The 26,526-nt window shown below is 59.4% G+C and carries 25 protein-coding genes and 1 pseudogene; 4 read left to right on the top strand and 22 right to left on the bottom strand.

All coding sequences use genetic code 11. The features are described from left to right. Positions 1-26 precede the first annotated feature (26 nt). The 22 genes and pseudogenes from sctF to AC3ITY_RS09090 form a co-directional block, all read right to left on the bottom strand. Complete coding sequence (gene sctF / locus AC3ITY_RS09195) at positions 27-287, bottom strand: type III secretion system needle filament subunit SctF (protein ID WP_223454938.1); 261 nt, start codon at positions 285-287, stop codon at positions 27-29. Between the two features lie 10 nt (positions 288-297). Next, positions 298-1,461, bottom strand: a complete 1,164-nt coding sequence (locus tag AC3ITY_RS09190) for a PrgH/EprH family type III secretion apparatus protein (protein ID WP_489308558.1) — start codon at positions 1,459-1,461, stop codon at positions 298-300. A gap of 126 nt (positions 1,462-1,587) precedes the next feature. Beyond that, positions 1,588-2,039, bottom strand: a pseudogene (locus AC3ITY_RS09185) (transglycosylase SLT domain-containing protein). Continuing rightward, positions 2,036-3,697: a winged helix-turn-helix domain-containing protein gene (locus AC3ITY_RS09180; protein WP_489308556.1), complete on the bottom strand. Its 1,662-nt coding sequence runs from the start codon at positions 3,695-3,697 to the stop codon at positions 2,036-2,038. Before AC3ITY_RS09180 ends, AC3ITY_RS09185 begins: the two are co-directional and overlap by 4 nt. 300 nt (positions 3,698-3,997) lie before the next feature. Continuing rightward, entirely contained in the window at positions 3,998-4,279 is a 282-nt protein-coding gene (locus tag AC3ITY_RS09175; protein WP_489308554.1) for an acyl carrier protein, read from the bottom strand. Positions 4,280-4,387: 108 nt separating this feature from the next. Beyond that, complete coding sequence (locus AC3ITY_RS09170) at positions 4,388-5,473, bottom strand: IpaD/SipD/SspD family type III secretion system needle tip protein (protein ID WP_489308552.1); 1,086 nt, start codon at positions 5,471-5,473, stop codon at positions 4,388-4,390. 13 nt (positions 5,474-5,486) lie between these two features. Further along, positions 5,487-6,584: an IpaC/SipC family type III secretion system effector gene (locus AC3ITY_RS09165; RefSeq protein ID WP_489308550.1), complete on the bottom strand. Its 1,098-nt coding sequence runs from the start codon at positions 6,582-6,584 to the stop codon at positions 5,487-5,489. A gap of 25 nt (positions 6,585-6,609) precedes the next feature. Further along, positions 6,610-8,379 (bottom strand): type III secretion system translocon subunit SseC family protein, encoded by a 1,770-nt coding sequence (gene sctE, locus AC3ITY_RS09160; RefSeq protein ID WP_489308548.1) that lies wholly within the window; start codon positions 8,377-8,379, stop codon positions 6,610-6,612. Next, on the bottom strand, positions 8,372-8,863 hold the full coding sequence (gene sicA / locus AC3ITY_RS09155; RefSeq protein WP_489308546.1) for a type III secretion system translocator chaperone SicA: 492 nt from the start codon (positions 8,861-8,863) through the stop codon (positions 8,372-8,374). The genes sctE and sicA overlap by 8 nt, the downstream gene beginning before the upstream one ends. A 119-nt stretch (positions 8,864-8,982) precedes the next feature. Next, a complete protein-coding gene (locus AC3ITY_RS09150) occupies positions 8,983-10,017 on the bottom strand; it encodes an EscU/YscU/HrcU family type III secretion system export apparatus switch protein (protein WP_489308544.1) in 1,035 nt (344 codons plus the stop codon). Then, complete coding sequence (sctT, locus tag AC3ITY_RS09145) at positions 9,992-10,798, bottom strand: type III secretion system export apparatus subunit SctT (RefSeq protein ID WP_489308542.1); 807 nt, start codon at positions 10,796-10,798, stop codon at positions 9,992-9,994. Before sctT ends, AC3ITY_RS09150 begins: the two co-directional genes overlap by 26 nt. 4 nt (positions 10,799-10,802) lie before the next feature. Then, on the bottom strand, positions 10,803-11,057 hold the full coding sequence (locus tag AC3ITY_RS09140; RefSeq protein WP_020795892.1) for an EscS/YscS/HrcS family type III secretion system export apparatus protein: 255 nt from the start codon (positions 11,055-11,057) through the stop codon (positions 10,803-10,805). Positions 11,058-11,066: 9 nt separating this feature from the next. After that, positions 11,067-11,726, bottom strand: coding sequence for an EscR/YscR/HrcR family type III secretion system export apparatus protein (locus AC3ITY_RS09135; RefSeq protein ID WP_489308539.1), 660 nt, complete (start codon positions 11,724-11,726; stop codon positions 11,067-11,069). Further along, a complete protein-coding gene (locus AC3ITY_RS09130; protein WP_489308537.1) occupies positions 11,723-12,652 on the bottom strand; it encodes a FliM/FliN family flagellar motor switch protein in 930 nt (309 codons plus the stop codon). Before AC3ITY_RS09130 ends, AC3ITY_RS09135 begins: the two co-directional genes overlap by 4 nt. Further along, on the bottom strand, positions 12,649-13,542 hold the full coding sequence (locus tag AC3ITY_RS09125) for a SpaN/EivJ family type III secretion system needle length determinant (protein WP_489308535.1): 894 nt from the start codon (positions 13,540-13,542) through the stop codon (positions 12,649-12,651). The genes AC3ITY_RS09130 and AC3ITY_RS09125 overlap by 4 nt, the downstream gene beginning before the upstream one ends. Further along, positions 13,539-13,994, bottom strand: coding sequence for a type III secretion protein (locus AC3ITY_RS09120; RefSeq protein ID WP_489308533.1), 456 nt, complete (start codon positions 13,992-13,994; stop codon positions 13,539-13,541). The genes AC3ITY_RS09125 and AC3ITY_RS09120 overlap by 4 nt, the downstream gene beginning before the upstream one ends. Beyond that, positions 13,991-15,277: a type III secretion system ATPase SctN gene (sctN, locus tag AC3ITY_RS09115; RefSeq protein WP_489308531.1), complete on the bottom strand. Its 1,287-nt coding sequence runs from the start codon at positions 15,275-15,277 to the stop codon at positions 13,991-13,993. The genes AC3ITY_RS09120 and sctN overlap by 4 nt, the downstream gene beginning before the upstream one ends. Beyond that, on the bottom strand, positions 15,274-15,672 hold the full coding sequence (locus AC3ITY_RS09110; protein WP_489308529.1) for an InvB/SpaK family type III secretion system chaperone: 399 nt from the start codon (positions 15,670-15,672) through the stop codon (positions 15,274-15,276). Before AC3ITY_RS09110 ends, sctN begins: the two co-directional genes overlap by 4 nt. A gap of 22 nt (positions 15,673-15,694) precedes the next feature. Further along, positions 15,695-17,746, bottom strand: a complete 2,052-nt coding sequence (locus tag AC3ITY_RS09105) for an EscV/YscV/HrcV family type III secretion system export apparatus protein (RefSeq protein ID WP_489308527.1) — start codon at positions 17,744-17,746, stop codon at positions 15,695-15,697. A gap of 23 nt (positions 17,747-17,769) precedes the next feature. Continuing rightward, positions 17,770-18,876 carry a type III secretion system gatekeeper subunit SctW gene (sctW, locus tag AC3ITY_RS09100; protein ID WP_489308525.1) on the bottom strand — a complete coding sequence of 369 codons (1,107 nt, stop codon included), beginning with the start codon at positions 18,874-18,876 and terminating at the stop codon, positions 17,770-17,772. After that, positions 18,873-20,519, bottom strand: a complete 1,647-nt coding sequence (gene sctC, locus AC3ITY_RS09095) for a type III secretion system outer membrane ring subunit SctC (RefSeq protein ID WP_489308523.1) — start codon at positions 20,517-20,519, stop codon at positions 18,873-18,875. Before sctC ends, sctW begins: the two co-directional genes overlap by 4 nt. A gap of 4 nt (positions 20,520-20,523) precedes the next feature. Beyond that, complete coding sequence (locus AC3ITY_RS09090; protein WP_489308521.1) at positions 20,524-21,258, bottom strand: helix-turn-helix domain-containing protein; 735 nt, start codon at positions 21,256-21,258, stop codon at positions 20,524-20,526. Positions 21,259-21,481: 223 nt separating this feature from the next. Between AC3ITY_RS09090 and AC3ITY_RS09085 the strand changes: the two genes are divergently transcribed. From AC3ITY_RS09085 to AC3ITY_RS09070, 4 genes are all read left to right on the top strand, one after another. Further along, entirely contained in the window at positions 21,482-22,693 is a 1,212-nt protein-coding gene (locus AC3ITY_RS09085; protein ID WP_489308519.1) for a CmpA/NrtA family ABC transporter substrate-binding protein, read from the top strand. 15 nt (positions 22,694-22,708) lie between these two features. Further along, entirely contained in the window at positions 22,709-23,284 is a 576-nt protein-coding gene (locus AC3ITY_RS09080) for an ANTAR domain-containing response regulator (RefSeq protein ID WP_223532528.1), read from the top strand. Positions 23,285-23,548: 264 nt separating this feature from the next. Beyond that, positions 23,549-24,760 carry a nitrate/nitrite transporter gene (locus AC3ITY_RS09075; protein WP_489308516.1) on the top strand — a complete coding sequence of 404 codons (1,212 nt, stop codon included), beginning with the start codon at positions 23,549-23,551 and terminating at the stop codon, positions 24,758-24,760. A gap of 7 nt (positions 24,761-24,767) precedes the next feature. Further along, a complete protein-coding gene (locus AC3ITY_RS09070; protein ID WP_489308513.1) occupies positions 24,768-26,435 on the top strand; it encodes a bifunctional protein-serine/threonine kinase/phosphatase in 1,668 nt (555 codons plus the stop codon). Positions 26,436-26,526: the final 91 nt, after the last annotated feature.

Genomic DNA, 26,526 nt, shown 5'->3' with positions numbered 1-26,526 from the left:
CCAATGGCCGGTCAAAAAAGGAAGAGTCAGCGGGCTGCCTGGATGATCGCCATGTCGATATCCTTGAAGCCCTTGATCGTGTTGGTCTGGGCGTTTCGAAACACCGTGTAGGACGAAAACGCGGCCTGATAAGCCGCCAGCAGACCAGGGTCCGATGCATCCTGCTTCAAGTCATCCAGTGCTTTGTCCAGCGCGGTCTTGAGGGAGGCGGCACCGTTTTCGAACGCCTCGGCCTGACGCCCGAGAAAGTCATCGGCAAAGTCGATGGGGATAGCAATGTCGGCCATGAGTCACCTTTTAGTGTTGTGTAGGAAAATGCCAGGATGACGTGGTCATCTTGATGTAGCCCTGCGGGCCGGTCTGGAACGACTTGTCCTTGAGCGAGTCGTCCTTGAGCTCGACGGTGAAGTGCACGTAGCGATCACCCCACTGCCGGTAAAAGCTGTCGATGTACCGGCGGGCGTTCGCCAGTTCGGAATCCTGCAAATTGCCTGCAACGGCAAACGTGACATTGTCCTCATGCTCAATGCGGCTGAAGGCCAGTGACAGACGCTGCAAACCCTCTTGCGCCAGATCGACGAGCAGGCTGTCATCCTGCATTTGCACCGTTATGTCCTGGGCATAAGGCGCGGCCGAGAGCAGTGCATCGAGCAGTTTTGCCTGTTTTTGAGGTGTGAGCAGATTGCGTTGTGCACTCAGCAACAGTCGCGGTACCGATGGATCCTTCAGATCAATGGAGTGCCAGGCCAGTTGTGGATCATGGTCAACCAGCAAATGCTCCAGCCGACGACGCTCCTGGTCCATCACCAGCACTTTGCCGCTCAGCGTGTTGTGGCGCACCAGCACTTGCCGACTCCAACCCGCATCACGTTCGGAAGCCACGAACACATAGATCGCATTGTCACGACCGCTCAACACCTTGGCTTCGTCACTGGCTCCGGTGATCAACGCGCGAACATCGGTTTCAGGTGTGGGTCCAGGCACCGACCAGATGCCGACCGCGGTGACCAGGGCAGCCAGCGCCAGACCGCTGGCGACCCATCCAGACCAAGGGGCACGCCACCACACGACAACGGCGGCATCAGGGGTAGCTTCAGGTTGCAGCCCGAGAAGTTCAGGTGCCCAGGATTGGTCTTCAGGCCGCAAGGCGATTTGCAGGCCGCCGATCTGCACCCTGGTGTGGAAAGCACAGTGGCGTATTTCCGTTGACTCATCGAGCACCCGCAGCGGCAGGCCATCCGGCGTGACTTGATCGGCCAACACCTCAAAATTGCATCCCCCCGACTCCAGCGGAACGAAGATGGCATCCGCCGGGACGCTGGCAGTCAGTACCCCCTCTCCCAGCAGATCCATAGCCCCTACCACGAACAAGGTTGTGGTTTCACCAAGCGGGAATTCGCAGCCCTGCAGCGGACCGTTGAGAATTCGCAGAACGCAAGGCTTCGGGGCGGGGACTGTCACCGTTCAAGCTCCAGAGCTGAGAAATGAGCGGCCATGTTAAAAAGGCCGGCGGCTAGATTCCTGATCGAATTCTGCCGATCGCACCCTGCAAAGGATCAGAATCTTGCGCCAACTCTCATGGCACCCTCATTGTCGAGCCAGGGAAAATACCTGATAGCGCTGCCAGACCTTGCGCGCATAGCGCAGGCGCGCGGCTTGCCGTTGCGGAGAATTGCCGGCGTTATAGGCACCCACTGCCGTCCAGTTGTAGCCGTAACGCGCGATAAAACCGGCAAGCACCGACGCACCGACTTCAACTGACAGGCAAGGATCACCCAGCAGGCGCTGCTCAGTGATGCCCTGGGCGCTCAAACGGGGTAGATGATGGCTATTGATCTGCATTAACCCGATGTCTCGCGAACCGTCCTTGTTGTAGTTCATTGCGTTCGGATTCTGTCCCGATTCGACATCGGCAATCGCTCGAAGCAGTTCGGGCTCGATCGCATATCGCCCCCCGCCTGACTCCAGCACCAGGCTTGCGCCTGGCTCGCGCCAAGGCACACCAGCACCGTTAGCCACTTGATTCTGCGCGGCGTCATGCCAGACGCCGCTCGCTGACCAGCGGCGGTCGCTCGTGGTCAGGATGATCCTGCGACGATGCCTGATAGCCCACATCAGGTTCTCGTTGCAAAGAGCTCCAGAGCGGCGCGACCACTGGACTACTTGTCAAACCGGACCAACGGGTTGACGACATGTCCTCAACGGATCGCAGCCTGGCCAGAGCCAACCAGTTCGCATACAGGTCGCGGGCATTGAATGGATTGACGCCGAACAGCACATTCCAGGCAGCCAGGCCCTGTTCACCGATTGCGCTTTCGCAGAGCCCGGCCTGTTCGAGCTCACCCCAGGCTGCCGCGTGCTGGTCACAATAAGCCAATACCACGGCATACAGAATCACTAGCAACGAATTGCCCGAGGCGCCTTGTTGCAGGGCTCGACGAGCCATCAGTAAGGCCGACTCGGGACTTGCGGCAAGCGCAATGCGCATACGCAAGACCTGCGCCCTTACGCAATCAGGATCATGCTGCAGAGCATTGTCGATGCTTTGCGCAGCCTGCTCGTTGCGCCGCCAGAACCAGTGATGCCAGGCATGAAAGTAATGAACGTCAGCCTGATCGGCATTCAGCAGACAGCGTCGGAAAAGCACTTGGGCCGCCTGTTCGCTGCCGCGCAGACTGGTGAGCAAAGCCAGGCGAGCCAAGGCAGGCATGTTGCCAGGGTCCAATGCCAGGGCATTGGAAATCGCCGATTGTGCCTCATCGATTGCCCGGCCCTGATAACACGATCCGATCATTGCCTGCCCCAGCCACGCATCCGCCAAACCATACCAGGACAATGTGTGCCCGGCATCGAGCTTCAGACACTGGCGAAACTGTACCAGCGCATCGCGCAGACTCTGCGGAGTGTGCTGCTGCACGCTGCACAAACCACGCAGGTACGCCACCGCGGCCGGGTATGACGCGCAGGCATCACCGACAAGGCTCAAACCGGGAATGCGCTGCGCAACCAGGCACGTCAATGCCCCAAGCGACGCCCCGAGATCACGGACATCCAGTGTCTGCCCATGCAGCAGAGCGTGATCGCGGCCACGGATCAACTCGACCGACCATTGCTGCTGATCGCTCGGGCCGCTACACCGCCCGCTCAAGCAGTAGTCCGCAGACAACTGCCCGACCAGCGACCGCACATCGACCGGTTGTGCATATGCCGCCATCAATCCCGAGGGGATGACGTGCAACACCTCGCCGAACGCCAAAGTCAACTGACGGATCATCACATCCTGCAGATCCAGCGCTGCCGTCTCCCCCATATTGCGAAACGGCAGAACAGCCAGCGAAGGCGCCACAGCCCTCGCCTGACCCGGTGTGTCGAGTTCGACAACCGCACAGGTAAATCGATAACCCTGGCCGTACACCGTCGCAATGAAATCCTTGTTTTCCCTGAGCAGCTTGCGCAATGCATAAATGCAGCGGGTCAACGATTCTTCGGCGGCATCCATCTCGGGCCATACATGGTCCAGCAAATAATCCTTGCTGACGACCGACCCCGCCGACTTCAGCAACATGCGCAGTACGTTCAACTCTTTGGGTGGGACGTGAACTCCCTCTCCATCTCGCATCAGCGTTCCATCGCTTTGCAATAGCCAGTGGTCAAACACGAATGACTTGACCGGCGTTCGATCAGTTGCACAGTCCATGCTCTGAGACATCTCTATAGAAAGGTACTGAAGCGCAATTGAGCCTGGGGCTGATCCAGCTCAAGATGACAAGCTGCGTGACTATAGGAAGTTGAGTGGAGGGATTCCGTAGGGAAACTAACTCATCACCTGATGAAACTACGACTCTTTCTGTAGGAAAATTCGCCAAAAACAAACAAAATCATACAAAAAATGCCTTGCATCTATTGACGCAAGGCATCCCATTAAAAATTAAAAAGCCATCAAGTAACTCAAGAGGCAAACCAGTCGATCATCCTCTCATAACTTTGCAATGCCGCTTTAGATTCCCAGATCCAGCGCCCGTCCACCTCTTGAAATCATAACCGATTCACAAACATCCTCCACGGTCCTCCACAACCCAACTCTATCCTCAGGAAGTTCAATACCGAACGACTCATTTAGCGCCATGACAATCTCAACCAGACTTATGGAGTCAACATACAAATCTTCGACCAATCGCGAAGCCAACTCAACTTCTCGGCAACCCACCGGAAAATAGTCCGACAACACCTTGAGCACTTGACTCACAACGTCGAACTGATCACTTGAATCATCTGACATTTATTCTCCCACTCAACAAAGCGCAGGCGCAACGCCAGTTCAAACGAACCCGTGTAACGCCCGACCTGCTGACATTTAATTGCTTTATCCAAACAACTCAGACTTGCATCAAAAATTCAACATTGCCTTCAACATGTCAGAAAACTGATTCAAATGTGAAGACAGCGTTTTATTGAAATTGTCATGATAAGAATTGGCATTCGAGTACTTCTGCGTAAATGACTGCAATGTGTTCTTCATGCGTTCTTCCTGGGCATTGAAGCCGGTTTGCCAGGCCTGGAATTTGGCGGTGTCCCAAGTCACTGTACCGCCGGACGGCAGGCTACTTTTCATGGTCCATAGCGGCCCGGTATCGATGACTACGCAGTAAGTGCCGTCAGCGTTTTGCTTGAGGCAACTGGCGGGCAAGCCCAGTGCCTTGCGCCAGTTCTCGGACTCTTCTCTTGTGGCTCCACCCTTGCCGGGTTCAGGAAACAGAACGGAGGCAGGATTGGGGTGGGTGTACTTCTCGATCAGTCTGGTCAGTGCATCACGCAATGCGCCTGCATTAAGCTTGACCTCTTTACCGTCGTTGGCACCTTCGATCCAGTCTTTCAACTTCGCAGTAATTTCCGCATTGAAGTCGGCGAAGAAGTCCGAATAGGCCGCGATGATGTGTTCATAACCGGCCAGGTAGCCGTTTTTGATCAAGTCGATGAGTTCGAGCAGCTTGTCGAAGAACTCATTCGAGGAGTTCAATCCAGCTGCGAACTTGTCAGCGATCTCGTCCGGCACCGACATTCGCTTCAGGTCATCGAGAATGCGGTCCTGCTCAGCGTAGAGTTGCTGACGTTGCTCCATCGGCAGCGTTTCAAGGCAATGGGTGAACACCGTTCCACTCTGGCGCATCTGGTGTGTCCACATCAGCGATCGAATACGTTTAGCGTGAATCTGCTCGACAAACTCGGCAGACGCAAAATACTGCGCCAGATTCTCTGCAGGCGAGCCTTGAAGCTCTCTTGGAACTCCTGCCGGGCACTTGAGCATATTTTCCAGATTACGATTCAGCGCTTTTGCCGAACGTTCGAGCAACTGCGCAAGGGAAAATCCGGCGTGGACCTCGACAGGCATTTCGGGAGGCAACGGCGTATCAACAATGGCATTGAAGTCAGCAGGGACGCTGTTTGCCGGAAGTGAGGGCTCTGCGATTCTCATGCTGTTTCCTCACTTAGAGCTTACTAAAAATTTCAAGGCGTGATTGAAAAAGCTGCACCACGATGTCCATGATTTTTTGCAAGAGCGCGGCATCGGCCGAGTCTTTTTGGCCGATCTCGTCACTCAAACTTTTCTGGGTATTTTGTGCACTTTGCTGCAGGACTTCTTTCTCCCGCGCCGCGTGTTCGGCCATACGAACCAGGTTGGAAACGACCTGACCCAGATTCATCGACATCGCGCCGAGCAAGCGACCGATTTCCAGTTTCTTCTCAATGCCCTTAATTCCCATATCACTCAGCCACCCGGAGGTTTGCCCGACCTTCTGCGCCTTGAGGATTTCTCCGTCGAACCACGCCTGCTCCTGAGGCGTCAGCGTGGAACCTTTGGGTTTGAAATCGACTGAAGTCGACCGGCCGAAATCATCGAAGGTTTTTATCTTGTAGGTGGTTTGCGGGTCCCATTCATTGCGGGAACGATGCTGCTCGAGGTCGCTCTTGATATTGCCGGCATCCAGGGCATTGCGTTTATGCAGGTTGATATCCGCATGTTTGAGCCCTAGACCTTGACCCGTTTTCAAGAAGGCGGCACCGGCGATTACACCGGACGCGACGGCGGCGGTAACGGCACTGTAGAAGGCAGCATTACCGGACTCCACAATGGCTGCGCCCTGGGCCTCGGCCGCCTCGGCGGCCATCACACCAAAATGCCCGCGCAGTTGGGCGTTGACGACCCGGGCGACGTTCAGCGCAATAATTGCAGTGATCAATACATTGGCATGTTTTTCCCAGGCGCCCGGATCGAACATCAGATCATCGCGCACTTCATCGGGGAGCATCATCAAAGCCGCATTGAAATCTTGCCAGTCCGCTTCACTGGGCTGGTAGGCGTCAATTGCGCTTTCGAGTTGCGCAGCCGTAGGGGCCGTGAAGTTAATGTTCTGGAGTACCTGCTTCGCCGCGAGTTGATCGATTGCCGAACCAGAAAGACGCTTGCCTTTAAGATCCTTGGAAAATTGCTCCTGAGCGACCAACTCGCTCAGCCCTGCATCGTTGACCGGATCGTGAGTCAATACCGTTGGAACAGGCCTGATCGTGGTGTGAATGGTAGACATGACAAATTTCCTTTAATCAGTGAATTCAAACGTGCCGGGCCATTTGCAGGCTGACGGAGTGACTGCGTTGCATGTCGGCAAACACCTGTTCGATTTGTCGAGTACGGACCTGCATCGCCTGGCCGTAGTCTTCGACCAGTCGAGTGAGGTAAGCCGAGATCTCTTCGCTGATTGCCATGCGCACCCGCACGTCAGCCAGATGCACGGCGGCCTGGGCCTGGTGATCGCCGCTGGCGATCTGCAAACCGCCCTGCACGGCCACATTGCCGAACTCAGTGACAGCCTGGGCAATCTGCAGATTGGCTCCGTAACGGGCCAGGGACACGGCATCGGCGCCATTGGTGATGAAGCCGCGCAACTGGGTCAGCATCTGGGTCAGTGAGTTACCGACCGATGAAGCCGCCTGTTTGAACACCTGCATCGCGGCAGGCGCGACACCGCTGATTGCCGAGGCCAGTTTCGAAGCGATGGCGCCGACCATGGGCCCTATCACTTGCGCCCCGACCACTGCCACCAACGCAACGGCAGCCAGCGTTGCCGCGATCCCCTGAATCATGCCGGCGATTTGCGCGATGTCTTTCGCGGTCTCAGGGTCGACACCCAGCCCGATCAACATTTGTGTGTAGAGCTCAGTGAATAATTTGATGGCTTCCTGCATCACAGTGGTTAGCGGCTTCATGGCTTCGGCCATGAACGACACACCGGTTGCTGACTGAACCGCGGCATCGGAAATCATGATCGCCGCACCAATCACACCCACCGCGATCAACATCGGGTTGGCGGTCAACACGCCGGCGGCGATGGTCGCGACGGTCAAAATCGCACCGACGATTTTGCCAATGCAGCCCATGGTCTTCTGCAACGCCTCGGCCTTGCGGACTTCTTCCAGATACTTTTCCGACTCGAGTTTCATATGCTCCTGAAGCTTGGCTTGCAGTTCCAGGAACAGTTCTTGATTGACCTCTTCCTTGTTCTGCGCGGCATCACCCAGCAGCTCGATGATCTTCAGCCGATTCAGCAGTGCCAATGCGGCGCTGCTCAGCGCTTTTTCATTCGATTCCTTGACGGAGGAACCGCCGAGACCGACCTCTTGCACTTTCCCGGCAACAATGGCCAAGGTTCTGGCGCAGGCATTGGCGATCTCGATCAGTTTCAGATGGGCATCAGTCGCCTTTTGCAGGGTTTGGGTATGGCCCGCCAACTCACCTTTGAGTTTGTCGCGTAGCGCCAGCTCACGCGCATACTCAGGTGACTCAGGATCCAGCCCTGCCAGCCGTGCTTCGCTCTCATCCAGCAGTCCCTGACAATGCCGAACCTGTTCCTGCAACTGATCGAGGTGTTCCTGGCTGCTCCCGACCTCGCCCTCGGCAGCCTCCAAAGCTTCGATGGCAGCGGCGTATTCGGCCGCCAGTTTTTCATGCCCCTGCTGCCTGGCACCGGTCATGCTTTGCAACATCGCCAGGCGATTTTTCAGCTTGTTGACGTCGACCTCGCCGAGCAGCTCACTGATCATCGCCATCAACAGCGTGAACAGATCACCATTGGTTTCCTGTTTGTTACCGTCCGCGCGCGGTAGTGGCGCGTGCAGCACGGGCCTGCCCGAATTGGCAGTGGTTGCACCGTGTTGGCCTTCGTAGCTCACCGACATCAAGCGGGCCAACGCTTCTTGGCCGACCTTCTGATAATCGGCCGTCCTGGCGACCTGGCTGGCAGCCTTGCCATACTTTTCAAAGGCCTCGCTTCGAGCTGTCGAGCCCGAAAATACCGGGTTGAAGGTGCTTCTGATTTCACTCATGTTCAGTCTCCGAACAGTCCTGTTCAATGTGACTCAAGGTGTCGAGATACACCTGAGCCTGCTTGTGCAGATCGTCTTCCGTGGCTTGTTCAAGCACGTATTCGAAACACAATCTGGCCTTGCCGATCTTGCCCAGCGCCAGGTAGCACTGGCCGGTGTACAACATGGGCCGGTAGTCGTTCTTGCCTTGGGCGAAGGCGATCGCATACAGGTCGATCGCTTTCTGGTGGTTGTGCTTGAGTTGGTGTACGGCGGCCAACCCCATCCAGTAATGGCTGTTGTTAAAGTCGTAGATGCACAGGAAGTGAAAGAACTTCTCGGCATCATCCAGCCGTCCCTGTTCATAGAACTGAAAAGCGAAGGCGTAGAGGCTGTTCATGTGCTCGTCACTGATGCCTTGTACGTCTTTCAACGCCGCGCCACCGAGCACTGCATCCACGACTTCAAGGGCCACTTGTTCATCTTGTTGTTTGTCACGACTCATCAGCCACACTCCTGAAAAACGTCAGCGCTGCTGACGACTGCATTGAGCCAAAGCGCTGGTGAGCACGCTGCCAAATTGCGCTCATGCCAACGTTCGGGGGAAAACGGAAAAGGGAGAAATCAGGCTTGCTCGACCTGTTCGAGCCAGATCAACAGACGCAGGACTTCTTCAATTTCCTGTACTTGAAGGAAGCTGTAGCGCTGGTGGGTTTTGAATATCCGCCGGGCCAATGCGATGTCATTGATCACCGGTACCCCGACTTCCCTGGCATAGGCTCGTACCGCCAGGGCGCGTTGGTTGGTTTCCATCAGTGAGATGAACGGCAGCACAGTGATTTCCGGGCGGAAGTACACACCGATGGCAATGTGGGTCGGGTTGGCGATGATCATCCGCGAGCTGCGCACATCGGATTTGACCTGCTCGGACAGCAGCTCCATATGCAGGTCACGCCGACGGCCCTTGATTTGCGGATTGCCATCCTGCTCCTTGTGTTCGCGCTTGACTGCGTCCTTGTCCATCATTTGATCTTTCATGAACAACCAGTATTCACTCAACGCATCCAGCACGACGATCAGCAGCACGCATCCCAGGAACGCCAACACCAGCACCAGCAATAAGTGCCCCCAGATCGCGAACAGCTCCGGTGCCTGGGTGAACAGTTGGGCAAACAGCAGTTGCCGCTGCGTGATCCAGACGATCCACAGCGCCATGGCAAAGCTGCCCAGGTACAACAACGCTTTGACCGTGTCCTTGACGGTGCGCAGGCTGAACAGTTTTTTGAATCCATTGATCGGGTTCAGCGCACCGAAATTGAGCTTCAAGGCCTCGCTGGCCAGCGCAAAGCCGCTTTGCAACAGCGCAGGCAATGCGCTGGTCAACACGCACACCAGCAGCAACGGCAGCAATGCCTTGAGCCCGACCAGCACCAGCATCGCCGAGTACGCTTGCATGTCCACCTCAAAGTCACTGGCGATGATGCGCCGATAGACTTCCATGACCTCGAACAATGAGCTGTTGAACACCATGTAAGTGATGCCGCAGAGGGTCAGGCAGGTGACCACCAGATCCTTGGCCTTGAACGTCTGCCCTTTGCGTGACGCATCGCGCAGTCGCTTGGCGGTGGGTTTCTCAGTCTTCGAGGCGCTGGACGACATTGGCGGCCTCCCCGTCGACGCCCAGATAGCGCTCCAGCCCATGGGATTTCATGCCCATGCGCAAGACTTCATCCGGCAGGTGCACGCCGAAATACAGCATCAACACCACCAGCGCCACCAGGCTCTTGACCGTCAGCGACACCGAGAATGCGTTCATTTGCGGCGCGTACCGCGAGAGCAAGCCAAGCAACGCTTCGCTGACCAGCAGTGTGGCCACCACCGGCGCGCTGATCACCAGCGTCTTGCTCACCAGAGCATCGAGCAGGCTCAGGACTGATGGCAGGTGCATCTCGCATCCACTGGCCGGAGTGCAGATACGGTAGCTGTGGCCAACGGTTTCGAGCATCAGCAGCATGCCCCCGCCCTCGAGATAAACCACCGCGGCGAACAACTGGAGAAAATTCGCCAGCTCCGAGGTATCGACGCCGTTGGCCGGGTCCACTGTGCTGCTGAGCATTGCGCCGCGCTGGTTGTCGATCAGGTTGCCCATGGCATGCAGCACCCAGAACGGCCAGCACAGCAGGCATCCAAGCAGCACGCCAATGCCGGCCTCACGCAACACCAGACCGAAGAATGCCAACCCGTCGAGTGCAGGCAGCGGCACGCCCACATAGACCCAGAATCCCGTCGCCACCAACACAATGACAGCCTGGCGTGGCGCCCCTGTGAGCACGCCGCTGTTGAGAAACGGCAACATGAAAAAAATCGGCGCCAGGCGTGCAACCCCAAGAATGGCAGCGGCGAACCAGGCGTACAGATCGAAAAACAACGTCACCGACATTGCGCTAACCCAACGCCAGACGTATGACTTCACGGCTGAAATCGAGCAGGGTTTCACCGTACCAGCCCGAGAGCAGGAACAGGCACGCGGCGACGGCCAACAACTTGAATCCGAACGGCAGTGTCTGCTCCTGTAATTGGGTCACGGTCTGAATCAACCCGACCACCAGGCCGACCACCGTGGCGACAATGATCGGCCAGGCCACCATCAACAGGATCAGATACAGGGTTTTATTACCGGCATAGACCAGGTCGTTCATGAGCCGCCCCTACGCCAGCAAGGTCAGGTATTGCTTGACCAGCCCGGTGGACAGCAGCGCCCAGCCGTCCAGTGCAACAAACAACACCAGTTTGATCGGTACCGAAATGATCACCGGGCTCATCATCATCATGCCCAGCGCCAGCAGGATGCTTGAGATCACCAGATCGACGATGACGAACGGCAAATACAGGTAGAAGCCGATCTTGAAGGCGCTTTTGATTTCACTCAATGCGTAGGCCGGCAGCAGGGAAAACAGCGACGGCGTGAGTTCTTGATCGGCGGGCAGACCAATGTCGGACTCACTCTGCACCGCTTGCGCCCGCTCGAAGAACAGTGCCAGTTCCGGGTCGGTGTATTTACGCAGGTATTCCTTGTATCCCCCCAACCCGTTCTCGGCAAAATTCACCACCGACTCGATGTCGGTAAAAGCCACCTGTTCTTCCTTGTAATAGTCATAGCCTTGCTTGAGCACCGGCGTCATCACGAAAATCGCCAGCATCAAGGCAATCGCATTGAGGGCCATGTTCGAGGGCACCTGCTGCAAGCCCAAGGCGTTACGCACTATGACAAAGACAATGGAAAATTTTATGTAGCAGGTGCCGGCCGCCACCAGAAACGGCAGCAGTGAAGCGAACGCCAGCAGCGCGATAAGCGAGACGTCATTCATCGCGGCATTCCGTCCGGTGAGCCGTTGCGATAGACCTCGAGCAACTCCACACCCAACTGCTCTTCCAGTTGCACCAGTTCGCCACGGGCCACCGGCTTGCCATTGGCGCGCACTTCGATGTGCCGCGCCGCATCGTCCGCCAGCGGGATCAGTTGTCCCTCGATGATCCGCGACAGCGTGGCCAGGTCGATTTCCTGGGTCGCGAGCACAAATTGCAGACGCACCGGCAAAGCGCCGAGGTCAAAATCGGGATCGGAATCGGAATCTGCCGAGCCTTGGGCGTCGGTCGCGGTCGATTGCATGTGTATCCCCTGTTCAGTAAAGGTGAAAACGCCGAGGCATTGATGCCCCAGGCAGCATCGTTGCGAACGCTGAATGATTCGCAGGACATCGCCCGCCTTCAGCCGTATCCCATGTCTGAGATGACTCGACCCCAGCATCAGCTCCAGGCGCAGCGGCAAATCGCTCAACCATGATTCGGCGTCCAGGGGCAGGCTGGCGGCCCGTGCCCGTGGCAGTCGGGTCAACCACAGGCGCCCACGAGGCGTGTCGAGCCATGGCAGTTCTTGTGGCGGCAATTGCCCGGGAAGGACCCCATCGACGTCGGATACTTGCTGGTAGTGCAAGTCGTCTACCTCCAGCAGCAAGGGTTGCGGCACCGCGCGGAACAGTTCGGCGATGTTCATCAGCGAGCACTCGACCGTCAGTAACGACCGCAAACCCGGGAGTGATTGATACAACCAGTCGCGGGCGTCGATCAAACCCCGCCATTCCCCGCCCTCGCCTGATGCGCGAAAACACAGGTAACCCGATTGCCCTGGCGGATGGCCTGAACCGGCGTCGACATCCGCGCTCCGCCAGCGTCGTATCGCTTGCGCGGCGGCATGCGCCTGGGCGTTGATCCGGCGCAACTTCAGTGCGCTCATGCGCCCTGCCCGGTGTCTTCGGTCTGCTCGTCGTCCGGCGGCTGCCGCGAGCCCTGGCGCTGCTGTTCGCCGTCGCTATCGGTCAGGTGCCAGGCGGGTTCGCGGACGTGCTCCAGCGACACTTTGAGTTGTTCGAAAACCTGGGCATTGCTCGGGCTGAGTTGCAGGTTGCGGGTGGGCTCATCGGCCACGCGGCTGATCGTCACCTGCCCGCTGACGGTTCCTTTATTGAACGGAACCTGCAGCAAGCTCCCGTCGGCAACCGACAAGGTTTCGATGATCGGGTCGAGGGCATGCGGCGCTGGCGGCATCACGGGCGCCGAGGCCGCAGGTGATGCAACTGTCGGCACATGGCGTGCGGTCGGGAGGCTCGATAAGGCTTCGGGCCTTTGCCCTTCGAACTCAGGTATCGGGGGTGCACCTGGAATGGCGGCACGTTCGACCGGGAGCGGTTCGACGATGTTTGATGGGGGCTGGATCGGCCCTGACTCAACAATGATCGGAGTCGCCAGGTTTATCGGTGCCGACGCGACAACTCTGTCGACAACAGGCGCAACGTCAGCCATAGGTGACAACAACCGAGGCTGCACAGGTTTACTCAACAGCGGCTGCGCTTGTGGATGAGACTGCGGTGTGAGCGGCCGTACTTCGTCGAGTTCAGCAACCAGCTTTTCCGGGAGCGTGACCATCGTCTGCAAAGTGATTGCGCGACCAGTGTCCATCAGGGGTCGATGACACAGGATCAACGGCGCCATCAGCTCCAGAACACCTTGTGGCAGCTCATCCTCCTGCACCGGCACCAGCCTGTCGTGCAACTCATCAACCGGCTGTTCGGTGACGGGGTCCAAGGGTTGAACCGGCAAGGGTGAAATTACAGATACATTGCTCATCGCGGAACTCCGTTCATCTCTTCCACTTCTCTTTCATCCCGGCGCATCTGCTCCAGCCGTTGCCTGCGTAACAGCTGCTGAACAGCCCCTTCGTACTTGTCGTGCTTGCGCTGCGCGAACCGCAGTTGCTCGCGCTGCTCCTGCAACGCTTGCTCAATCTCCCGGCACTGCTGATCGACCCGGTCACGCTCCAGGCGCAACAGATCGATCTGCCGCCGAATGACCGCCTGCCTTCGCAACAGCGCCAACAGTTGCCCGTGATCGAGCACACAGTCATTGGCGCGATGGCTGGCCAACAAACTGTGTAGCGCCGCTTCTTGTCCGTCGAAAGCGGCCCGCTCCTGCACCAGCGGCTGCAGTTGCTGCCGGGTACGCGCTATCAGCAGTTCAGCGCGTTGCCGACGGAACTGGCTGAGCGCCAACAGGCGAAGGCGATCGGCTAATGGATTCATGCCATGAGCCCCTGTAATTGGCCCAGGGCCTCGTCCGGTTCACAGCATTCGCCCGTGGGCTGGCGCAACCACTGGTGGAGGGCTGCGCGGCGTTGCAGCGCCTGGTCATTGGCAGCGTCCGCGCCTGGGCTGTACTCCCCCATGTCGAGAAAAACCTGCAACTGCTCAAGCCGCGTCAGCGTACCCCGGGTCGCCGCCGCCAGTTGCTGCACCTGCGGCGGGGTGACTTGCGTCGCCACGCGACTGACGCTGCGCAATACATCGATTGCCGGGTAGTGACCCTTGGCCGCCAAGGCTCGACTGAGGTAGATGTGTCCGTCGAGAATCGAACGAATCTCCTCGGCGATCGGGTCCGGCTCGTCGTCACTTTCCAGCAGCACCGTGTACCAGGCGGTAATGCTGCCGGAAACGGTCACACCCGGTCGTTCCAGCAGGCGCGGCAAGGCATCGAACACCGAGGCCGGATAGCCCCGTCGCGCCGGTGCTTCACCCGCAGCCAGGGCCAGGTCGCGACGGGCCCTGGCATACCGCGTCAACGAGTCCAGCAACAACACCACACGCTGGCCCTGGTCACGGAAATACTCGGCGATGGCGGTGGCCTGGAGCGCCGAGTTGCAGCGGTCCACCGAGGAAAAATCCGACGTGGCGTACACCACCACGCAGCGGGCGCGTTTTTCCGACTGGCGCAGGTGCGCGATGAATTCGGTCACTTCGCGGCCGCGCTCGCCGATCAGGCCGATGACAAACACATCGGCGTCGGTGTGGTTGATCAGCATATTGATCAGGGTGGTTTTGCCGGAGCCGGCGGCGGCGAAAATGCCGATGCGTTGACCGATACCGCAGGTCAACAATCCATCGATCACCCGAACGCCCGTGCACAACGGCTCCACCACCGGGCGCCGCTGCTGGTACGACGGCGGGTCGGCATCCACCGGATAGTCCTGTTGCGCCAGCGCCGTAGACGGTGCCAGACGCTCGACGATAGTGCCCTGGGGGTCGACCACGCTGCCGAGCAAGGCGTCACTGCACGTCAGTTGCAGGGTCGAGCCCGTGGGCACAATCATCGATTCCCTGGACAAACCTTTCGCATCACCAAGCAAGGTGAGCAGAACAGCGTCGGGTTTGAAGCCGATGACCTGCGCCCGGGCAACGACCTGAGGCAAGCGCCAATGCCGCCGCACTTCGCAGACCTCGCCCACTACCACATCGCCCAAAGCGGCTTCAATCAAGGGACCGCTCAAGCGCAAGGGATGGGCCGCATACCTTTCCAGCCGGGTGTTCATCGACGTAAAAGTTCGCACAGCGTTTCGGTTGCCTGCACGAAAGCATCCAGGGCCTGCGCGAAGTGTTCAGCGTCGCTGAGGGCATGGGCATTGGCCATCAAACGCAGTTCAAGCCGTTCCTGAACGACGCAAAGGTGCAATTGCCCGGTGCGGGAAAAAGCATTGCCCTCCAACAAAAACTGCATCAAATCGAAGGCACAATGGTGCATTGCACCCGGGCTCGCTTCTGCGACCGTCGTCCAGACCCAGACATCGCCATCGACCATCGCCACGTTGATATCGGGCAGACTCTTCATCTGCATTTCAATGGTGCTGTGACTATCGAAATGCCCTATCTGGCTGTCCTTGCAGCCACTATGACGTAGCGCTTCGCGCAACAGATCGGCAATATCCATTGACATCATTTACGGGGTTTCCTTACAGGGTTTTGATCACATTGACGGAGACGGTCTCGCAGACTTCGCCGAACGACATCACGTCCAGCTCGCGACAACGCCCCTCGATAAGCTTCTTGATGTAGCGCCGTACATCGACCGAACACAGCAGCACCATGTCCTTTTGAGCAATGTGCACACTGTCCAGGGCGACGCTCAGGCGATCCATCAGCTCTTCGGATTCGGCCGGCTCGAGGTTGATGAAACTGCCGGCCGAGGTTTGCCGAATCCCGCGCCGCACCACCTCTTCGAACTCAGCCGACAACAGCAACACCCGCAAGTCATTACCTTGGGCAAACTTGTTGCTGATGTAGCGGGCCAGCGAACCACGAACGTGCTCGACCAGCGCCAGCACGTCTTTTTCCCGGGACGCCCAATGGGCCAGGGACTCAAGAATGAGCTTCATATTGCGCACGGAAATGCGCTCGCCGATCAGGCGCTGCAGCACTTCGGTGACCTTCTGCACGGTGACGTGGCGATAGACTTCCTTGAGCAGATCGGGGCAGCGGGTTTCCATTTCGTCGAGCAGTTGCTTGGTTTCCTGCACGCCGAAAAACTCCTGGATGTTGCGCGCCAGCAAGGTGACCAGGCAGCGGTAGCATTCCTCGTCCGCCGGGCGCAGGTGATAGCCCAATTGCTGCACCCGTTCCTGGTCGGTGGCGTTGACCCACACCCCGCCCAGGCGATTGCTATCACTGCCGTGCACCAGGGCAAAGCCCATGGATTCCAGTTCCGGCGAGTAGTCGAGCAACCGCCAGTGATCGAAATGGATATCGAACTGCTCTGCGCGCACTTCGTTGATCAGCACCGCCACTTGATGCGCCGGCAAGGCTTCGCTGGCGCGCAATTGCGGCTCGGGAATGCGCAGCCCGTAATCGACGAAAAACTGGCTGCGAAAACGCGCCGCCCAACGGGCCCTGGTCAACTCATCGAGGCGCGCGGCGGGCACCAACAACATCAGCGGGATGGTTTCGGTGGCGATATTATCGATGTCCTCGAGCAGGCCCGAGCCGGTCTGCAAGGCTTCACCCTGCGTCGACGATGGCCGGCTGTCACCCTGGCCCTCGACCCTGGAGGCCTTGCGCCGGCGAACGAACACCAGCACTGCCAGGGCCGCGGCGATGGGCAGGAAGGTCAGCAGCGGAAAACCGGGCAACAGACCTACACCCACCGCCAGCAGCGCCGTCACCCCCAGCACGAACGGATGACCCAGCATCTGGGCGAGCATGTTGCGCCCCAGGTTGGCGTCATCGCCGTTGACGCGGGTGACGATGAAGCCGGCGCCGATGGCGATCAGCAACGCCGGAATCTGCGCCACCAGACCATCGCCTATGGTCAGCAGGGTGTAGGTCGACAAAGCTGTGGACAGGTCCATGCCCATCTGCCCGACGCCAATGGCCATGCCGCCGATGAAGTTGACGAAGATAATGATGATGCCGGCGATGGCGTCGCCCTTGATGAACTTCATCGCGCCGTCGAACGAGCCGTACAACTGGCTTTCGCGCTCCAGCACGCTGCGCTTTTCCTTGGCTTCCTCGGCCGTCATGGCGCCAGCCTTGAGGTCGCCGTCGATGCTCATCTGCTTGCCGGGCATGCCGTCCAGCGAGAAGCGCGCCGCGACTTCGGCCACCCGCTCCGAGCCCTTGGTGATCACGATGAACTGGACAATAGTGACAATGGAAAAGATCACGAAGCCCACCACCAGGCTTTCACCGATCACGAACTCACCGAAAGAGGCGATGATCTCCCCCGCATCAGCCTGGCTGAGGATCAGCCGGCTGGTGCTGATCGACAGCGCCAGGCGAAACAGGGTGGTCAACAGCAGCAACGCCGGAAAGGTCGAGAAACTGAGGATGCGTTCGATGTAGAACGACCCCATGAACACCAGCAGCGAAATCACGATGTTCAGGCCGATGAGAAAATCCACCAGCATCGTCGGCAGGGGAATGATCAGCATGGCGATGATCATCACCATCAGCGACAGGATCAGCAGCTCCGGGAGAGCGCTGACGTTGCGCAAAAACACATTGAGCATGGCGGGTCAGTTCCGGGAAAAAGTCATGAGCAGCCGCCGGGACGACGCTGCTCAATACATTCGAGGGCATAGGCAATGTCAGCCAGGCGCGTGAACTGCTCTGCCAGACGCAGCGGCGCCTGTTCATCGGCAAACAGCGGCGTCGGTAATTGCAGGCTGAGCCGGCGCACTTTCTGCAGCACCGTCGAACGCTCATGGTGCGCACTCAACAGCACGCGCTCACCCAAGACGCCGAGCAACAGCTGATCGAGTTCATCGGGGTAGGTCAGCACACCGAACAGGAACACCAGCCAGTCGGGCTCATCGGGGTTGTGCCGGCAGATGAGTGCATCACCGAGCAGGCTGCGGATAAACAGGTCATCGGCTGAACGCAGGCGTTTGAGGTCGTTCACCCGGGCCAGCAGTTGACCGAACTGCACCTGCGAACAACTGGGATCCTGGGCACTGATGTCGGTAAGCAATGCCGCTTCAATGAAGGCCAGCACAGCGCTGCGTCGCGACGGACCGTACAGGGCGATCCAGTCCTGATAACAACTGACCGGCCCGCTGTCGGACTCGATAAAATCCCGGTAGGTCTCGCGCAACAGGCCTGCACGCACCGTCATGCTCGCACCGAACATTCTGGCTTTGAGGGCGGTATTGATCCCGGCACTCATGCGCTTGGGGGAGCCTTGGGCAACCACCGTCTGCAATAGCATTTCAAGCTGCTGACGAGTCCGTGTCTCGAGTTTTTTCCGGCGCAGCAGTTCGCGCAGCACCGATGCCAGGTCGCTATCGTCGGGAAACAGGTTGCGTACCATCTGCAGCAACCAGCTGTCGGACTTGTCCGCCAGCCGCGCCAGGCTCAGCACCTGCCGCGCCTTGGGCACGGTATCGTCCTCCAGGACTTTTTCGAAGGAGTCGGTCAACGCATCGGACTTGAGCTCGAACTGCCGCCGGCCACGGAACTGGGTCAAGGCTGCAGACATTTCATCGCTGATCTGCACAAAGCGCCGGGCCACGTCGGCCGTTGTGCCGTCGTCAAGATCAAGCTCTGCATCGACCTGCGGTTGCGGATGCTGGGCGGCCTTCTCGGCATTCAAGCGTGCCTGGGCCGCTCGCCCACCGGTGGAAATCGGTGGCAGGATCATTTTTCTGCCGCCCGGAAAAAGGATCGACGCACCCGCTCATGCTGCTGCGGGCTCAGCAATCGCGCATCCGGCTCAACCGTGGCGGGCTCAAGGGCGTCGAGAATTTCCTTGGGCTGAATCAGGAACACCCGCACCGTATTGGCCGAGCGGTTCTGCCGATAGCTGAACAATCGGCCGACCCACGGAATCGAACCCAGCACCGGTATCCGTCCGATTTGCTCGCTGTTGTCATCGCGGGTGAAACCGCCGACCAACAGGCTCTTGCCCTGGGGCACCCGCGCCACCGTGCTGATCCGTGTACGCCCGACCGTCGGCAAACTGCCGGGTTGCTTGTCCCGGTCAGGTTTTTCTACTTCGTTGCCGTCTTCAATACTGAGTGACATTTCAATTTCGTCCGCCTTGGCGAAACGGGGCAGAACGTTGACGAGCGTGCCATAGGTCACGTGCTGCAAATCGACACTGCGCTCCCCCACCAGCGGCGCATAAAACGTGCGGTTGTTGTCAAAGATCGCCGGCACGTTCTCTTGTGTCAGGATCACCGGACGCGAGACCACATTCGCCCGGTTGGTGCGCTCCAGGGCCATGACCTGGGCGACGAACGAAGCGCCATCAAGGGTGGTCGCCGAGCCGGCGTTGAGCGATACGGTGAATGTCCCACTGGACTTCAATGCGCCCTGCCAGTTGATGCCCAACTGATTGAGTTCGTCCTTGTGCAAGTCGATGATCCATAACGACAACTCCACATGTCGTTTCGGCGTATCCAGTGCACTCACGAGATTCTCGATAAAGCGCACCTGCTCCGGCAAACCCTTGACCAGCAGGCTGTTGGTGTCCGGATAGGCCACCACGCGAATGTTTCCGGCGGCCATCTCCCGGGCAATGATCCGCGGCGCGGCCGGGTCCTGATCGGAGGATGTGGTCGCCAGGCCTTCCAGGGGAAACGCCGGCATCGCTCGCTGCGCCGGGGCTTGTGCAACGGCCGGCTCGACCTCGCGCTTCTCGCCGCGCAACAGATCCTCGATCACGGTTGCCAACCCGGGGATGGTCACCTTGTCATCGCGCAGCTCGTATTTACGGTCGCTGACAAAGGTGTTGTGCACCTGGATAACGCCGATCTGCTGCCTGCCCAGCAACAGTTCCGAGCGCTGGTTTTCCATCAGACCGGCCGCTTGCACCACCAGATCTACATACATCGGCGGCCCCGACACATGGAACGTACGCAGGCCGTCATGGCGCAACGGATAACGGCCATCGAGCAGCCCGGACCGCTCCAGAAACGCCTGAAGCCTGGCCACGGTCAGGGTCTGCAGCGACATCATCGAGCTTTTCACTTCCGCGGCGTCGTACAGATAGATCGCCTGGCCATCGCTGTACCAGATCAACCCCATCTGTGCGCTGACCCGCTCGAAGGTCCGTTGCGGCGAGCGCAGATCAAAGCTGCCGGAGATCCGCTTGGCCGAGGCGGCCTTGCTGATGATCACCGGTTTGCCCAACGGCCCGGACAACTCCGAAAAAAACGTGCGCACACTCTGTTCGCGAGCCACGTATTCGTCGGCATTCGCCCGCACCGTACACGGCACCAGCATCAATATGGCAGCCAGCCAGAAGGGCAAAACATACAAGGATTGAACTGCGCGGTTCATCGGTTCACTTGCCTGGAAGGTAGGTAATGTCGGCCAGGCTGCTGGGTGTGAAGCCCACCAGTTCGCGAACTTCCTTGGAGAAATGCGAAGAAGAGGCAAAACCGAACTCCAGCGCCAGATCCGTCAGGGAACAGTCCTGCAGACTCATGTTCAACAGCGCCTGGGCCGTCCGCCAACCGCGCAATGCAGGCTTGGGCGCCGTACCGAGCGCCTGCCGGCACAATCGACGAAAATGCGACACCGACACCCCATAGCGTTGCGCCAGAGTGGTCAGTTTTTCGCTGTGGGTGCCCTGTTCCAGCAGAAAGCGCACAAGCCCGTAACTCTCAGTCTGCCGCAACACACTGGCAAAGGCCTGATAGGCCGCACCACCAGCCATCGCCTGATCGAGGTACCAGCGCTCTAGCGTCTGTTCCGACTGAACCTGTGAATAAGGCGCTGGCAATGCCGCCCAAGGTGCCTGACGGTCTCGCTGAGTGATAGGCGCATGGCCCATATCGATGAACACCTGCAGTTTCACCAGCGGTGCCTGGGCAATTGGCAGGGTCGGCATACTGCCGTTGACCTCAAATCCGCTGGTCACTGCAATCAGCCCTTCCCAGCCCATCGGTAGACAGCAGGCCGAGACGCACTGCGCCGGGGCCAGACAAACGGCGGATTGGTCTACACGCAGATGCAGCAGCCGCTCGCAGGAACGGGTATTAGTGGCACGTGTGGCGTGTAGTGATTCGATGGGCACACCAACCTCCTTGCGGCCTGACGATGTAGGTCGGCAGGATGCAGGACGGGGCGTGTCGAATCCTGATGCAAATATGATGAAATCCGGGCTGGCATATGCCTTGCACCCGTTCACGCATCAGCACGCAAACCAACGGCGGAATGCGTGCCAGGACAATGGCGTCGTCACCCGGCCTTGCTCGTGCAGGATCTGGAACGACGTTTTTTTGCAAGGTGTGAAATCGATGAACGAACCGTCAATCGGCCCTCTGGCCTGGGTCAATGGCAGCGATGCCCCGGAAAAAACCGAAATCAATCTCGGCTTCATGGCCCTGAGCGACTGCGCCTCGGTGGTTGTCGCCGCCACCCAGGGCTTCGCCCAACCTCACGGCTTGACCCTGAACCTCAAGCGTCAATCGTCCTGGGCCAACCTGCGGGACAAACTGGTCAGCGGCGAACTCGATGCCGCCCACAGCCTCTACGGTCTGATTTACGCCGTTCACTTGGGCATCGGTGGCGTGGCCGCGACCGACATGGCCGTGCTGATGGGCCTGAATCAGAACGGCCAGAGCATCAACCTGTCCCGCGGCTTGCAGGCGCTTGGAGTGACCAGTCCTGAAGCACTGGATCGACACGTGCACCAAACTCGCCCAAAACTCACCTTCGCCCAGACTTTTCCCACCGGCACCCACGCCATGTGGTTGTATTACTGGCTCGCCAGCCAGGGCATTCACCCGCTGCTGGATGTCGACAGCGTGGTGGTGCCGCCACCGCAAATGGTCGCGCACCTGCGGGCCGGGCGTATCGACGGCTTCTGCGTCGGCGAACCCTGGTCCGCCAGCGCCGTGCAACAGGAACTCGGCTTCACCCTGGCCACGACCCAGACCATTTGGCCCGATCATCCGGAAAAGGTCCTCGGCTGCACCCGTGCGTTCGTCGAGCAATACCCCAATACCGCACGGGTGTTGGTGATGGCGGTTCTGGAAGCCAGTCGCTTCATCGAAGAAAGCACCGAGAATCGCCGCAGTACTGCACAATTGCTCAGTGCCGCGCAGTACCTTGACGCACCACTGGACTGCATCGAACCGCGCCTGCTGGGCGAATACGCCGACGGCCTTGGCCACCGCTGGCAAGACCCGCACGCGCTGCGCTTGCACGGGGATGGCGAGGTCAACCTGCCGTACCTGTCCGACGGCATGTGGTTCATGACCCAGTTCCGTCGCTGGGGCTTGTTGCGCGATGATCCGGACTATCTCGCGGTAGCCCGGCAGGTCCAGCAACTGGACCTCTACCGTGAAGCCGCCCGTGCCGTCGGCGTCGCTTCATCAGCCGAGCAAATGCGCAGCAGTCAATTGATCGACGGCAAGATCTGGGACGGCTCGGACCCTGCCGGTTATGCCCGCAGTTTCAAACTGCACGCCATGAGCGACAGCTCGCACCGATCCGCCAGCCGCTGACAGGAGACCACGAACATGCTGCGTATCCTGCTGATCAACGACACCGCCAAGAAAGTCGGACGCCTGAAGGCCGCCCTGACCGAGGCCGGATTCGAAGTGATCGATGAATCCGGCCTGATCATCGACTTGCCCGAACGCGTCGAAACGGTGCGTCCGGATGTGATTCTGATCGATACCGAGTCACCGGGTCGCGATGTGATGGAACAAGTGGTGCTGGTGACTCGCGACCAGCCACGACCGATTGTGATGTTCACGGACGAACACGACCCCGATGTGATGCGCCAGGCGATCAAGTCCGGGGTCAGCGCCTACATCGTCGAAGGCATTCACGCACAACGCCTGCAGCCGATTCTCGATGTGGCCATGGCGCGCTTTGAGAGCGACCAGGCCTTGCGTGCCCAGTTGCATGCCCGCGACCAGCAATTGGCCGAGCGCAAGCGCATCGAACTGGCCAAGGGACTGCTGATGAAAATGAAGGACTGCAACGAGGAAGAGGCCTACACATTGATGCGCCGCCAGGCGATGAGCCGCCAGCAGAAGCTGATTCAAGTGGCTGAGCAGATTATTGCCATGAGCGAGTTGCTCGGCTGACCTGCGTCCCTGTGGCGAGGGAGCTTGCTCCCTCGCCACAAAAGCAGTGTTGGCACAGATCTCGCTAAGGAATCACTACAGGTAACCAACGGCGGTTGCCCCACCTACGACAAAGACGTCGCTCACCTCATTTGCCCTTGGCGGATCGGGTGGCGGCGTTTTTTCGTTTTGGCCCCACAGCACGGGGTCGGTGGTGCGGCCGTAACGGCGCCCCACCTGCAAGCTCATGACTCCTTTCGAGACTCTTCACAGCTGAGGTGCGCGATGAATTCAAGCTTCTGGAAATCCGGCCATACACCCACATTGTTCGCAGCTTTCCTCTATTTCGACCTGAGTTTCATGGTCTGGTACCTGCTCGGACCTCTGGCGGTGCAGATCGCCGCCGACCTGCACCTGACGACGCAGCAACGGGGGCTGGTGGTCGCCACGCCGATTCTGGCCGGGGCGGTGTTGCGCTTCGTAATGGGGATGCTGGCTGATCGCCTGTCGCCCAAAACCGCCGGCCTGATCGGTCAGGTCATTGTGATCTGCGCCCTGTTCGGCGCCTGGAAACTCGGGATCCACAGCTACGAACAGGCGTTGCTGCTGGGTCTGTTCCTCGGCATGGCCGGCGCTTCGTTCGCCGTCGCCCTGCCCCTGGCCTCGCAGTGGTATCCACCGCAGCATCAAGGCAAGGCCATGGGCATCGCCGGTGCGGGTAACTCGGGCACAGTGCTCGCCGCATTGATCGCCCCGGTGCTGGCGGCGGCGTTTGGCTGGAGCAACGTGTTCGGGTTTGCCCTGATACCGTTGATCCTGACCCTGGTCGTCTTCGCCTGGCTGGCCCGTAATGCCCCCGAGCGGCCAAAAGCCAAATCCATGGCCGACTACTTCAAGGCCCTGGGTGATCGTGACAGCTGGTGGTTCATGTTTTTCTACAGCGTGACATTCGGCGGCTTCATCGGCCTGGCCAGCGCCCTGCCCGGCTATTTCAACGACCAGTACGGCCTGAGCCCGGTGACTGCCGGCTACTACACCGCTGCCTGCGTGTTCGGCGGCAGCCTGATGCGCCCCTTGGGTGGCGCGCTGGCTGACCGGTTCGGCGGCATTCGGACCCTGCTGGCGATGTACACCGTCGCGGCGACCTGCATTGCCGTGGTCGGCTTCAACCTGCCGAGTTCCTACGCCGCACTGGCGCTTTTCGTCTGCACCATGCTCGGTCTGGGTGCAGGCAATGGCGCGGTATTCCAGTTGGTGCCCCAGCGTTTTCGCCGGGAAATCGGCGTGATGACCGGCCTGATCGGTATGGCCGGAGGCATCGGTGGGTTTGCTCTCGCGGCCGGCATGGGCGCGATCAAGCAAAGCACCGGCAGCTATCAGCTGGCGCTGTGGTTGTTCGCCAGCCTCGGCGTTCTGGCCTGGTTCGGTCTGCACGGCGTGAAACGTCGCTGGAGAACCACCTGGGGTTCGGCCGCCGTGACGGCTGCGCGAGTCTGACGCCTCGATGAGCCTGCAACTGAGTTTCGCCGAAGCCAGCGCTATCGGTCCTCGCGAGGAAAACCAGGATGCCCTGCGCCTGGTCACGCCGGCCCCGGCGCTGGCCGCAAGCAAGGGTTACCTGTTCGCGATTGCCGACGGTGTCAGCCAATGCGTCGATGGCGGTCTGGCTGCCCGTTCGACGCTGCAGGCCCTGGCGCTGGATTACTACGCCACGCCGGAAACCTGGAGCGTCGCACAGGCACTCGATCGTCTTCTGCTGGCGCAAAACCGCTGGTTGCAGGCCAATGGCGGCGGACAACCGCTGCTGACCACCCTCAGTGCGCTGGTCCTGCGTGGCCGGCGTTTTACCCTGGCCCATGTCGGCGATTGTCGGGTGTATCGCTGGCACGCCGACCAATTGCAGCGAATCAGCGAGGATCACGTCTGGGACCAGCCGGGCATGCAGCATGTGCTGAAACGGGCGCTGGGCCTCGATCAACATCTGGTGCTGGATTTTCTCGACGGTGAGTTGCGCCTCGATGAAAGCTTCGTCCTGCTCAGCGACGGCGTCTGGGCCGTCCTGGGCGATACCGCGATTGCCGCGATCCTGCGGGATCAGCCGGACTTGCACAGCGCTGCGCAAACCCTGGTCAATGCCGCACACCTGGCAGGCAGCCAGGACAACGCCAGCGCCCTGCTGGTGCGGGTCGATGCCCTCGGCGAAACGAGCATTGGCGATGCGTTGATTCACTTGCAGCAATGGCCACTGCCGCCAGCCCTGAAACCGGGTCAGGTGTTCGAAGGCTGGCAGGTTGAAGGGATCGTCGCACAGAGCCAGCAATCGCTGCTTTATCGCGTTCGCGACAGCCAGCAACAACCCTGGCTGCTGAAAACCCTGCCGGGGCGCCTGCATGACGATCACCAGGCCGGGCAAGCGTTACTGTCGGAAGAATGGTTTCTCAAACGCGTGGCCGGTCGACATTTCCCTGAAGTCCATGCCGCCAGCCAGCGCCAGCATTTGTATTACGTGATGCGTGAATATTCGGGCGCTACCCTGGCCCAACGGTATGAGCAAAGCGGACCCTTGCCACTGCCCCAGTGGCAAGACATCGCCGAACGCCTGCTGCGAGCGGTCGGTCTGTTGCATCGACGGCAGATCCTGCATCGCGATATCAAACCGGAAAACCTGTTGCTGGGGGACGATGGTGAGTTGCGCCTGCTGGATTTCGGCCTGGCCTACTGCCCGGGCCTCTCGCAAGATCTGCCCTGGGCGCTGCCGGGTACACCCAGTTACATCGCGCCCGAAGCCTTTCGCGGCGAAGTACCGACGCCACGGCAGGACTTGTACGCCGTCGGTGTGACCCTGTATTTCCTCCTCACCGGGCACTATCCCTATGGCGAAATCGAAGCGTTCCAGCGCCCGAGGTTTGGCCTCCCGGTCAACGCCAGCCGTTACCGGCCCGACCTGCCGGACTGGATCGCCCATAGCCTGGAGCGCGCCGTGGCAGCGGCCCCCGACCAGCGTTTCGAAACGGCGGAAGAATGGCTGCTGCTGATCGAACAGGGCGAGCGCCGCAGCTTGAGCGTGCGTCCCAAGCCGTTGCTGGAGCGCGAGCCGCTGAAGGTCTGGCGGACATTGGCGCTGGTGTCGTTGCTGCTCAATCTGGTGCTGCTGGTGGTTGCGCTCCATTAGCGGGCAATGCGCCTTGAATCGGTGCACTCCTCCATGCTTCTACCCTTGCGAACGAAAAAAAAGCCAACAAACACGGGATCTGAGCGACTTG

This window comes from Pseudomonas sp. GL_091 (genome assembly GCF_057837725.1).
The sequence above is the reverse complement of the archived record's forward strand: the minus strand, read 5'-3'. Positions and strand labels throughout refer to the sequence as shown.